The 11,427-nt window shown below is 72.5% G+C and carries 11 protein-coding genes; 4 read left to right on the plus strand and 7 right to left on the minus strand.

The genetic code is table 11. The features are described 5' to 3' along the window. Window positions 1-51 precede the first annotated feature (51 nt). A complete protein-coding gene (locus DMB42_RS22125) occupies window positions 52-786 on the minus strand; it encodes a ZIP family metal transporter (protein ID WP_125636910.1) in 735 nt (244 codons plus the stop codon). A gap of 407 nt (window positions 787-1,193) precedes the next feature. Between DMB42_RS22125 and DMB42_RS55085 the strand changes: the two genes are divergently transcribed. Both DMB42_RS55085 and DMB42_RS22140 read left to right on the plus strand, forming a co-directional pair. Next, window positions 1,194-2,093 (plus strand): aminoglycoside phosphotransferase family protein, encoded by a 900-nt coding sequence (locus DMB42_RS55085; RefSeq protein WP_260477850.1) that lies wholly within the window; start codon window positions 1,194-1,196, stop codon window positions 2,091-2,093. Continuing rightward, entirely contained in the window at window positions 2,077-3,009 is a 933-nt protein-coding gene (locus DMB42_RS22140) for a cobalamin biosynthesis protein (RefSeq protein ID WP_125636911.1), read from the plus strand. The genes DMB42_RS55085 and DMB42_RS22140 overlap by 17 nt, the downstream gene beginning before the upstream one ends. 146 nt (window positions 3,010-3,155) lie before the next feature. Here the strand turns inward: DMB42_RS22140 and DMB42_RS22145 are convergent, their stop codons facing one another. The 4 genes from DMB42_RS22145 to DMB42_RS22160 all read right to left on the minus strand — a co-directional run bounded on the left by DMB42_RS22145 (window position 3,156) and on the right by DMB42_RS22160 (window position 7,801). After that, window positions 3,156-3,392, minus strand: coding sequence for a hypothetical protein (locus DMB42_RS22145; protein ID WP_125636912.1), 237 nt, complete (start codon window positions 3,390-3,392; stop codon window positions 3,156-3,158). Between the two features lie 84 nt (window positions 3,393-3,476). Further along, window positions 3,477-4,277 carry an exodeoxyribonuclease III gene (locus DMB42_RS22150; protein WP_125636913.1) on the minus strand — a complete coding sequence of 267 codons (801 nt, stop codon included), beginning with the start codon at window positions 4,275-4,277 and terminating at the stop codon, window positions 3,477-3,479. A gap of 57 nt (window positions 4,278-4,334) precedes the next feature. Beyond that, on the minus strand, window positions 4,335-5,306 hold the full coding sequence (locus DMB42_RS22155; RefSeq protein WP_125636914.1) for an inositol-3-phosphate synthase: 972 nt from the start codon (window positions 5,304-5,306) through the stop codon (window positions 4,335-4,337). 8 nt (window positions 5,307-5,314) lie between these two features. Further along, window positions 5,315-7,801, minus strand: a complete 2,487-nt coding sequence (locus tag DMB42_RS22160; RefSeq protein ID WP_125636915.1) for an AAA family ATPase — start codon at window positions 7,799-7,801, stop codon at window positions 5,315-5,317. A 74-nt stretch (window positions 7,802-7,875) separates the two neighbouring features. Here DMB42_RS22160 and DMB42_RS22165 point away from each other — a divergent pair, with 74 nt between their 5' ends. Next, window positions 7,876-8,979 (plus strand): MFS transporter, encoded by a 1,104-nt coding sequence (locus DMB42_RS22165; protein ID WP_221762289.1) that lies wholly within the window; start codon window positions 7,876-7,878, stop codon window positions 8,977-8,979. On the opposite strand, the gene DMB42_RS22170 is transcribed toward DMB42_RS22165, so the two are convergent. Then, window positions 8,948-9,571, minus strand: coding sequence for a hypothetical protein (locus tag DMB42_RS22170; protein ID WP_221762303.1), 624 nt, complete (start codon window positions 9,569-9,571; stop codon window positions 8,948-8,950). The genes DMB42_RS22165 and DMB42_RS22170 overlap by 32 nt on opposite strands. A 20-nt stretch (window positions 9,572-9,591) precedes the next feature. Between DMB42_RS22170 and DMB42_RS22175 the strand changes: the two genes are divergently transcribed. Next, entirely contained in the window at window positions 9,592-9,774 is a 183-nt protein-coding gene (locus DMB42_RS22175) for a hypothetical protein (RefSeq protein ID WP_125636917.1), read from the plus strand. Here DMB42_RS22175 and DMB42_RS22180 read toward each other — a convergent pair. Continuing rightward, entirely contained in the window at window positions 9,750-11,327 is a 1,578-nt protein-coding gene (locus DMB42_RS22180) for an ABC transporter substrate-binding protein (protein ID WP_125636918.1), read from the minus strand. The genes DMB42_RS22175 and DMB42_RS22180 overlap by 25 nt on opposite strands. Window positions 11,328-11,427 lie beyond the last annotated feature (100 nt).

An 11,427-nucleotide genomic window follows, 5' to 3' on the forward strand; every position in this document is an offset into this window, starting at 1 on the left:
TGCCTTATTGTGCATGATCCGGCGACTTGTCACGCACACGTTTTGGTCGTGTCAGGTCGACAAACCGATCACCACCCACATGAACAGCGTTCCTGAGACCGTTGCGGCGAGGGTCCAGCCGGTCGAGCGCCTGGTCGTGTGGGCCTCCGGGAGGATGTCGGAGGTCGCCAGGTAGAGGAGGAAACCGGAGAAAAGCCCCAGGTAGGCGGTCAGGATGGGGTACGGGATGGCGATGAGGAAGGTCAGGGTGGCGCCCAGTACGGGGGCCAGGGCGTCGAGGGTCAGGAGGGTGAGGGCGCGGCGGCGGGCGTTTCCGTACAGAGACGTGATCGTGTACGTGTTGAAGCCGTCGGTGAAGTCGTGCGCGATGACTCCTATCGCCACGGCCACGGCGAGGGAGGCGTCCGCCTGGTAGGAGGCGCCGATGGCGGCGCCGTCCAGGAAGCTGTGGATGACCAGGGCGGATCCCGCTGTGATGCCTACGCCGGCGCGGGCGTGGCGGTGGACGGCATAGTCGCTCTCGTGGGCGATGTGCATGCCCATGGCGCGTTCGACGATGTGGATACCCAGGAACGCCAGGGCGAACATGAGCATCGGGAGGGGCACGCCGAGGACTTCGACGGCGTCCCGGGTGAGGGCTTCCGGCAGGAGGTCGAAGGCCACCACGCCGAGCATCACGCCTGCGGCGGCGCCGAGGACGAGGTGGCGGTTGTTCTTGACGCGGTCGGCCACCAGCCCGCCCAGCAGCGTCATGAGGAAGGCCGCCAAGGAGAGCAGGATGGGCACGGTTCCTCAGGCTAGGGGTGGTGAGGGGTGGGCGGGTGGTACGACACTCGGCCTGGCGTTTTGAGGGTCCGGCCCGTCTGTGTCCGCGTCACCGCTGCTCATCGCCGCTGCTTCCCATCGCCGCCGCGCATCGCCGCTTCCCGTCGCCGCTTCCCGTCGCAAAAGGTGGGGCTGGTTCAGCGAAGGTCGCGCAAGGGAGCGAGGTAGAGGCGGGGCCTACAGACCGAAGGACCACACAACCGAAGCGCCCACACGCCGAACGGCCGCACAACCGAAGGGCCCACACGCCGAAGGGCCGCACATGCCCAAGGGCCGCATAGCGGGGGTTCGGGTGGGGCGGGGAGGTCGGGTGAGGGAGGGGAAAAGTGCAGGCGGGCGTGGGGCAAATGGGGCTAAGCTGTTGTGGCATGGTCGCGACGCTCCTGCATGAGATTCCGCTGCAGGGCGGGGACGTGACAGACGGGGTGGTGCGCGTCGGTGACACGGTGCGCAGGCCGGTCGGTCCGGCCACGCCCGCCGTGCACGCCCTGCTCAGACACCTTGAGTCAGCCGGGTTCGGGGGTGCGCCGCGGGTCGTGGGGACGGACGGGTCAGGACGCGAGATCCTCACGTACGTCCCGGGGCGGAGCGGGTTGGTGCCGGCGAGTTCGACCGATGCGTTCCTGGCCGATCTGGCCGTGCTGGTACGGGAGTTCCACGACGCGACGGCGGGGTTCTCGTTGTCCGCAGGCGGGTGGGAAGGCGGGTCGAACGACGACCGCGCGCCGGAGATCATCGGACATTGCGATTTAACGCCGGACAACGTGGTCTTCCGCCAGGACGCCACCACGACGACCTATCTCCAGCCCACCACCACACCCCCGCTCATCCCGCCGCCCACGCTCATCCCTCCGCCCGCTGCCAAACCCACTGCCAAACCCACCGCCACACCCGCCGCCACGCCCTGCGCGCTGATCGACTTCGATCTGGCCCGTCCGACCACCCGCCTGTTCGACATCGTCACCACCCTGCGCCATTGGGCCCCGATCGCCGACCCCGTCGACCGTCATCCGCTCCAGCGCAACGTCGACGTCGGTGCCCGGATCCGCCTGTTCTGCGACGCGTACGGCCTGCCGCCCCGCGAGCGGCGGCGCCTGCTCGAACTGTCCAGGCTGCGCTTCCACCGCTCCTACGACGTCATGCGCACCCGCGCGGCCGCGGGCGGCAACTGGGCCAAGATGTGGACGGGCGGCGCGGGCCAGCGTATCCGGCGGGCTGCGGCCTGGCTGGATGTGCACGAAGATGAGCTTCATGCGCATTTGGTATGACCCGCTAGGTCTCGCCCTCGGTGTCGCGCTTGACCAGGTTCTCGGCGACCCGCGTAGCTCCGCCCATCCCGTCGCCCTCTTCGGACGGGCGGCGGCGAAGCTGGAGAAGTCGTCGTACGGCGACACGAGGTGGCGCGGCGTCGCGCACGTCGGGATCTGCGTCGGCGGCGCGACCGCACTCGGCGTACTGGCTCAGAACAGCGGCGACCGGACCGTCCGTACGGCGGTGACGGCGCTCGCCACCTGGGCGGTGCTCGGCGGCACCACCCTCGCCCGCGAGGGCACGCACATGGCCGAGGCCCTGGAGCAGGGCGATCTCCGGCGGGCCAGGGCCCGGCTCCCCCACCTGTGCGGCCGCGACCCCTCCCAGTTGGAGGCGCCGGAGCTGGCCAGGGCGACGGTGGAGTCACTCGCGGAGAACACCTCCGACGCCGTGGTGGCCCCGCTGTTCTGGGGCGCGGTGGCGGGCGTTCCCGGATTGCTGGCCTACCGGGCGGTCAACACGCTGGACGCCATGATCGGCCACCACTCCCCCCGCTACGAACGGTTCGGCTGGGCGGCGGCCAGGCTGGACGACGTGGCGAACTACGTACCGGCACGGGTGACCGGGCTGCTGACGGCGGCGCTGGCGCCCGCGCCCGCGAAGGCGCTGCGGGTGCTGCGGCGGGACGGCCACCGCCACCCCAGCCCGAACGCGGGCAGGTGCGAGGCAGCCTTCGCCGGCGCGCTCGGCGTCACCCTCGGCGGCACGAACGTGTACGGCGGCAGGGTCGAGCACCGTCCCACGATGGGCGACGGCCCCAAGCCGGACGTCAAGGACATCCGGCGCGCCGCCCGCCTCACCCACGCGGTCGGATTGGCCGCGGCAGGGCTCGCCGTGCTCACCGCATGGAGCCTTCGCCGCCGTTCCGGATAGCGGTGCTCACCGCATGGAGCCTTCGCCGCCGTTCCGGATAGCCGTACTCACCGCATGGAGCCTTCGCCGCCGTCCCGGATAGCGGCGCTCACCACATGGAACCTTCGCCGCCGTTCCGGAGGACTGCGGTAATCAGCTAATGGCGGTCAGCTCATTATCCGATTGAGATTGATCGCAAGCCAGATGACGAATGCCGCGACCGCGGTGACGCCGACCAAACCCTTCAGCGCGTGGTGCGCGGTCTCCCGCCGGACCGTCACCTGCCTTTGCGTTTGCTTCCAGACCTGCCTGAGCATGATCATGTTCTGGAAGCGGCGTCCGAGTGCGAACAATGCCAGCCCGATGAGGACGAAGAGGATGACACGACCATCGGCAGGTTCCACGACACGGCCCCCTTTGTCGGTCTTGAAGAAGCTATGCCCCCGCACAGTGGACACTTACGATACTCGCATCACAGCTGTTTGGGATTAATTAATCGGGTCGAGATCCACCACGATGGGCGCGTGATCGGACGGCCCTTTCCCTTTGCGCGCCTCGCGGTCGACGTACGCCTTCCTGACCCGTTCCGCGACGTCGGTGGAGGCGTACACCAGGTCGATTCGCATGCCCTTGTTCTGGTGGAACATCCCGGCCCGATAATCCCAGTACGTGTACGGGTGCGGCCCTTTCATCGGCGTCGGGACCACGTCGTGCAGCCCGAGATCCAGCAGTTCGGCGAGCGCCCGGCGTTCGGCTGGGGTGACGTGCGTGGCGCCGACGAACAGCGCGGGATCCCAGACGTCGGCGTCGGTCGGCGCCACGTTGTAGTCGCCGCAGGCCACCAGCGGCGTGCCCATCTCCTCGGCCAGCGCGTCCCGCAACGCGGCGAACCAGGCCAGCTTGTACGCGTAGTGAGGGGAGTCGAGCGCACGGCCGTTGGGCGCGTACAGGGACCAGACCCGCAGGCCGCCGCAGGTCGCGCCGAGCGCGCGGGCCTCGGGACGGGCGGCGCCCACGCCGTCGAGCTCGGCGAAGCCGGGTTCGCCGGGGAAGCTCAGCGTGACCTCCTCCAGCCCCACCCTCGACAACACCGCGACGCCGTTCCACCGGCCGTCGCCGTGGGCGGCGGCGGCGTAGCCGAGCTCGCCCACCTCCGCCACGGGGAACGACTCCGCGGGACACTTGGTCTCCTGAAGGCAGAGGATGTCGGGCTCGGTCCCGGCCAGCCAGTCGAGCAGGCGCGGCAGCCGTGCCTTGACCGAGTTCACGTTCCAGGTCGCCAGACGCATCCTCCCAGCCTGCCACCGACAGGCGGTCCGTGCCCGGGAGCGGCACGGACCGGCGGTTCAGACCGCCTTCATGAGAGAGGCCGAGATCTCCCGCAGGAAGCCGCCGCCGCCCGCGTCGAGGGCGGCCCTGGCGTGCCGTACGGCGTCGAGGACGTTGCCCGCCGCGCTCGGCGAGTCCTCCACGACCATGCGCAGCTCCACCTCCAGCGGCGAGCCGCCGAACCCCTCGCCCTCCAGCCGGATGAACGCGATCTTGCGGTCGTCCAGGAAGGGCAGGTACTGGGCGCCGACGTGGATGGAGGTGCCGGCGCCGGTCGTCTTGGTGGCCCGCTTGTCCGCCATCCTGGCCGGGTCCTGGAGGTTGGCGAAGTCCATGTTGCCCCCGGCGAGGAGCTGGTGGCCGGCGGTCAGGCGCACACCGTTCGCGGTCAGGGCGTCGACCAGGGCGCGGTGCACGAGGGTGGCGCCGAAGGAGCTCTTCAGGTCGTCGCCGAGCAGCGGCAGCCCGGCCGCGGCGAAGCGGTCGCGCCACTGTTCGGAACGGGCGAGCACGGCCGGCATGCAGTTGACGAACGCGCAGCCGGCCTCGACCGCGGCCTCGGCGTACAACTCGGTGGCGCGCTGGGCGCCGGTGGGCAGGAAGTTCACCACGACGTGCGAGCCGGTCTCACGCAGGTGGGCGGCCACGTCGGCGACGGTGGTGCCGCCGCTTGGGTCGACCAGCTCGGCCGAGCCCGCGCCCACGCCGTCGGCCAGGACGCCCTCGCGCACCGGCACGCCCAGGTGGGGCACGTCGGCGAAGCGGCGCGCGTTGTTCGGCTCGGCCCAGATCGCCTGTGACAGGTCCAGGCCGAGCTTGGCGCGGCCGACGTCGAAGGCCGCGGTGAAGCGCACGTCGGAGACGGCGTAGCCGGCGCACACGGGGTTGAGCAGGCCGGGCGCGTCGCCGTCCCGGTAGTGCTCGACCCCTTGTACGAGGGACGACGCGCAGTTTCCAACACCGATCAGGGCGACGTTCACGGTTGTCATGCGGACGTTCATATCAGCCCGGTTCTGCGGGCCACGGCGGCGGCCTCGACGCGGGAGGCGGCGCCGAGCTTGGCCATGATGTTCGACACGTGCACGCCGGAGGTCCTGGCCGAGATGAACAGCCGTTCGGCGATCTGCCTGTTGCTCAGCCCCTCGGCGACCAGGCCGAGCACCTCCAGCTCGCGGACCGACAACCCGGGCGCCGCGGACAGGGCGACCCGCGCGGTGGCGGCCGCCGCCTCGGCCCGCCGCCGCAGGGGCTCCGCGCCGAGCGCGGCGGCGACGGCCAGTGCCTCGCGCAGCGGCTCGCGGGCCCGCGCGGGGTCCTGCTCGGCCGTCCTGACCAGCGCCTGCCCCAGCTCGTACGGCTGCCCCACCGCCCGCCAGGCCGTCACCGCCTCCGCCCACGAGCCGCCGCACTCGGCCTCGAACGTGGCCCGGTACGCCTCCTGCACCCGCCCGACGGTGGCCAGACCGGCGGGCGCGGCGCGTACGCGTCCGATGCGGGCGGCAAGGGCCAGCAGCGGCCAGGCGTAGCGGCGGCTGCGCGTGAGATCGTGCTCCGACAACACGTGGTCGATCAGCCGGCCGGCCCGTCCCAGGTCTCCCCCGGCCTCGGCCAGGCGGCATTCCAGCAGGTCGGGCTCCAGGCAGGAGTCGTAGCCGCGCGACCGGCCGCGCATCAACGGCCGGGCCTGCGCCAGCAGGCCGGCGGCCTCGGCGAGCGAGCCCTCCTGCACGGCGACCCAGCCGAGCACGAGCAGGATCCAGGCGCGGTAGATCGGCGGCGGGTCGAGCTCCAGCGCGGACGCGCCGGCCTCGCGCGCCTCCCGCCAGCGGCCCAGCGAGGCCAGCGGCTCGGCCAGGTTCGCCGCCAGGTGGGCGCCGCGCGCGCGGGCCAGGCCCAGGCGGGCGGCCTCGGCGATGCCGCGGCGGGCGACGGCCTCGGCCTTGACGTGCTCGCCGGCGGCCTGCAGCACGTCGGCCTCGCTGGCGTACGACACGAGCAGGGCGTCGTCGTCGGGCGCGGCGGTCCTGGCGCGGGCGTACAGCGCCGAGGCGGTGGCGAGGTCGCCGTCGAGCGCGGTGAGCTCGGCCAGGGTGGCCAGGGACCTGGCGTCGCCCAGCCCGTACGCCTCCTCGGCCAGAGCGCGGGCCTCGTCGTCCTGGCCGTTCCAGGCCAGTGTGCGGGCCAGGGCGCCGAGCAGCCTGGACTCGCGCGGGACCAGGCGGACGGCCTCGCGCAGGTCGTCCAGGCCCTCCTCGCCGAGCAGGTCGCGGATCGCGACGCGCAGTTCCAGCAGGTGGGCCGCGCGCAGCGGGTCGGAGACCTCGGCCAGGGCCCTGGTGGCCAGGTCCTCGGCGCGGTGGGCGGCGCCTTCGCACAGGGCGTCCCTGGCGGCGTGTTCGAGCACCTCGGCGTGGTCCTGGCCGTCCGCGTACGCCCACAGCTCCAGTACGAGATCCCATCTGCGGGCCCGCCAGGCGGCCTCGAAGGCGCGCGGCCCGTCCCCGGCGGCGTGCCAGTGGTCGGCGGCCAGGTCGGGCTGGGCGGGGGCGCAGCGGGCGTGCAGGCGGCGGCGTTCGCCGGGGAGCAGGTCGTCGTAGACCGCCTCGCGGATGAGCGCGTGCCGGAAGACGTAGGCGTCGCCGTCCACGAGCAGCAGCCGGGCCCGTACGACCGGCCGCAGCGCCTCGTCGAGCGCCAGGTCGTCGAGCCCGGCGACCTGGCGCAGCACCTCGTGGGGCGTCCTGCGCCCGGCGACGGCGGCGATCCGCAACACGTCGAGCCCGGCTCCCGGCAGTTTCTCGGCGCCGGCGAGCAGCAGTTCGCGCAGCGAGGCGGGGGTCGTGGCGCCCGCGTCGGCCAGCGCCTCGGCGAACAGCGGGTTGCCCTCGCTGCGCGCCATGATCGCGTCCACGTCGTCGCGGCCGAGCAGGCGGGCCACCTCGTCGCGGCCGAGCGGCGGCACCCTGATCACCTCCGCGCCGGGCAGCCGCAGCGGCTCGCGCGAGGTCGCGACCACCGTCACGCCGGGACGCATGAGGTTGCGCAGCAGGAACACCAGCAGGTCACGGCCGGCCTGGTCGGCCCAGTGCAGGTCCTCGAGCACGAGCACCAGGGGACGGCGCTCAGCGGCCCGCTCGACCAGCAGCAACACCTCCTCGAACAGCCGGGCCCGGCCCAGGTCGGGCGTGTCGTCCAGCTCCCCCAGCTCGGGCAGCAGGCACGCCAGCCCCCTGCGCCCGCCGCCCGGTACGAGCCCCGCGCCGTACTCCCTGACCAGGCGGCGCAGCACGGGCACGAACGGCGCGTACGCCGGCCCGCCGGGATCGGCCCCGCCCTCGGCGACCAGCGCGTCCAGCCCGCGGACGAACTCCGCGACCAGCGCGGACTTTCCGATCCCCGCCTCCCCCACGACCAGCGCCGCGCCCGGGGCACGGTCCCGCACCGCGGCCAGCCGGCCCAGCTCGGCCTCACGTCCGACGAACACACCTCACATTATGAAGAGGCGGCTACGCATCATGCCCGATCCCACCCAAGGCAGGATTTGTCACCGTCAAGGGCATGATGACGCGATCGCTGGCCCTGATGATGGCCGCCTCGGTGACCGGGATGCTGGGCTTCTTCCTGCTGTTCTCCGCAGTCCCCCTGTACGCGGCCACGGGCGGCGCCGGCGCGTCCGGCGCGGGCCTGGCCACCGGCGCGATGATGTCGTCCACGGTCCTCGCCGAACTGGCCGTCCCCTGGTTGTTGTCGAGGCACGGCTACCGCGCCGCGATGGTGCTCGGCCTGGTCCTGCTCGGCCTGCCCGCCCTGCTGCTGCCGCTGTCGGCGGAACTGCCCGTGGTGCTGGCCGTGTCCCTGCTGCGCGGGACCGGTCTCGGCGTGCTCGTGGTGACCGGCACCGCGCTGACCGCCGAGCTGGTGCCCGCCGAGCGCCGCGGCGAAGGGCTGGGCCTGTACGGCCTGGCCGTCGGCGTGCCCTCGGTCCTCGGGTTGCCGCTGGGGTTGTGGGCGGCCGACGTGCTGGGGTTCGCGCCCGTCTTCGTGGTCGCCGGGCTGCTGCCCCTGGCCGGGCTCGTGGCCGTGACCGGCCTGCCCGCCGCCCGGCCCGGCGCCACCGCCGCGGGAGGGCGGGAGCGCGTGCCGGCCGCGCCGATGCTGATCTTCGGCTCGGTCACGGTCTCCTTCGGCGTCCTGGTGACGTTCCTGCCGCTGGCGGGCTCGCCCGGCCTGGCCTCGGCGGCCCTGCTCGCCCAGTCGCTGGCCACGCCCGTGGCCCGCTGGTGGGCGGGCCGGTTCGGCGACCGCCACGGCTCGGCCAGGCTGCTCATGCCGGGGCTGCTCGCCACCGCCGCCGGCACCGCGCTTCAGGCGTGGACGGACGCGCCCGTGCCGGTCGTGGCCGGGATGGCGCTGTTCGGGGCGGGGTTCGGCGTGCTGCAGAACGCGACGCTGGCCCTGATGCTGGAGCGCGGCGGCGCGGCCCGGGTCAGCGCCCTGTGGAACCTGGCCTACGACGCGGGCATGGGCGTGGGCGCGACGGGTTTGGGGCTGGTGCTCGGGCACACCGGCTACCGGCTGGGGTTCGCGCTGGTGGCCGGGCTCGTCGCGGTGACGATCCCGCTGGCTAGGGTCAGGCCCGCGTACGCGCCACTCCCACGGTGATCTCCCGGCCGAGCCGGTGGCCGGTCAGCAGCTCCAGGTCGTCGCCGCTCCAGAACCTGCCCGGGTCGTACCAGTTGGGACGGCGCCCGCCGGGCAGCAGGCCCATCTCCTCGTAGGTGACGGCCACGACCTCCGCGCAGTACGCGCTCTCCAGCGTGCGGTCGTCCCTGGCCCGCCGCGGGATGCGGCCCCTGGCCCAGCGGGCGGCCAGCCGGGCCGTGGACGGGAACGGGGTGCCGTCGAGGCGGGCGACCGTGCGCAGCGCGGCGTCCTCCATCTCGGGCGTGGCCTGGGGTTCGAGCTGACGCAGCCAGGGACGCTGGCCGTAGCGGTCGGCCCAGACGGTGACCGCGTCGCGCAGGTCGTGGAGCTGGACCCCGCGATGATGGGCGCCCGCCCACAGGTCGAGCAGCGACTTGCCCAGCTCGGCGTGCCACATCATGGGCGGCAGGTCCTCGATCACGATCGCCATGCCCACGTGGTTGACCGGGCTGTTGGTCATCGTCTGGATGGCCCGGTCGGGCACGGACCGGCCGCGGAAGATCCACAGATCGCCGGTGCGGGTCACCTTCACGGCCTCGTCGAGAGTCAGCACATCGCTAGCCTAGGCACATGCGCTGGTGGAAGATGCTCGGTCTGGCGGGAATCGCGGGAGTCGCGGCGACCGGGGTGGTGATCGCGCGGGCCGAACGCCGCCGCCGCGCGTACACGCCGGAGGAGATCAGGACCCGGTTGCGGGAGCGTGTCGAGGCGTCCGCCGCCGATCCGGATCAGCCGGAGGGCCGCAGGTCGTAGGCGAAGACCACGTCGGGGTAGGCCGGGTTGTCGTCGTAGCCCTGGACGCCGCCGAGGTAGGCCCTCTGGTACTTCACCACCCAGGGCAACGCCGCGGCGGCCCGTACGTCGAGCACCCGCCCGGTGGCCTGCTCGTACGCCGCCTGCGCCGCCTCCTTGTCGGTCACGCTCAGCTCGGGCAGCCCCTCGAGCAGTTCGTCCAGTGTCCTGTCGCGCAGGTAGGACAGGTTGAACACGGGCGGGTTGCCGCTGCGGAAGACGTTGCCGAACCATGAGTAGCCGTCGGCGTAGTCGGGCCACCAGTACATGACGAAGATGTCCTGGCCGCGTTTCCTGCCCTGCTGCCATTGAGCGTTCCAGGACATGGCGCGGGCGTCGAGCGTGACGTTCAGCGGCCTCAGCACCGCCTCCAGGTTGTTGGCCAGCAGCCGCTGGTCGCTGTCGCCCTGGGCGTAGGTCAGCCGCAGCCGCAGCGGCCGGCCGCCGGGCCCGTACCCGGCGCGGGTCAGCAGCCGCGCCGCGCCGGCCAGGTCCTGCCGGGGCGGGCGGCCCGGGACGTGGCCGAGCAGCCCTTCGGGGACGACGCCGCTGGCCGGCGTGCCCGCTCCCCTGAGCGCCCTGAGCAGGCCGCGGTAGTCGACGGCCTTCTGCACCGCGCGACGCACCCGTACGTCCTTCATCGGGCCGCTCGCGGTGTTGAACAACATCAACGCGGTCTGGTACGAGTCCCGCTCGCTGGTACGCACCCCCGGCGTGACCGCGGCCCTGGCGAACAGGCGGGGGTCGAGCCGGTCCACGAAGCTCACCTCGCCGCGCGCCAGCATCCGCCACGACCGGTCGGGGTCGGGCACGACGCGGTACTTGACGATGCTGTAGTGCGGCTTGTCCCAGCCGCCCCAGTATCGGGGGTACGCCTTGAGCGTCAGCTCCTCCTCCTGCCCCGGACTCCAGGCCGCCACCGTGTACGGCCCCGACCCCGCGTCCCTGCCCTTCCCGAGCCAGGAGCGCAGGTCCGGCGCCGCCTGCGTGTCGTAGACGTAGGCGGCGTAGCCGGAGGAGGCGATCAGGTCGAGCGGCACGGCGTACTTCAGGGCGAACGTGACCGTGCTCGGGTCCTCGGCCCTGATGGAGGAGACGGCGTCCCAGATGTAGGACGCGCCCGCGTGGGTCTTCATCGTGCGCTCGATCGACGCCTTGACCGCCGCCGCGTCCACCGGCCTGCCGGTGTGGAACGTCGCGCCCTCGCGCAGGGTGAACGTCCAGGTGCGGCCGTCGGGAGTCGAGCGCCAGGACGTGGCCAGGCGGGGGGTCGACTTCTTGGTGAACGGGTTCCAGTAGGTGAGGGTCTCGTAGACGTTCTGGAAGGCGATGATCTCGTTGGAGTAGGAGCTCGCGGGGTCCCAGTCGGAGATGACGTCGAGGTTCTGCGCGTACACGAAGGCCGACTCGGCAGCCGGGGAACGGGAGGGCTCGGGGGCGCCCGGGTCCTGCGGGGATGCCGAACAGGCCGACAGGAGCACCAGCGCGGCGGCCGCTACGAGACGACGGCGCAACGCATCTCCCTCTGTAACCGATTTGGGGGAAACCTACTGCAAGATCACTGACAGATGTCCAAAAGTCCCGAAAAATTGGGCAATTGGGTGATCGAATTGC

It is taken from the genome of Nonomuraea sp. WAC 01424, from assembly GCF_003947315.1.
In the GTDB taxonomy this organism is placed as follows: Bacteria; Actinomycetota; Actinomycetes; order Streptosporangiales; family Streptosporangiaceae; genus Nonomuraea; species Nonomuraea spiralis.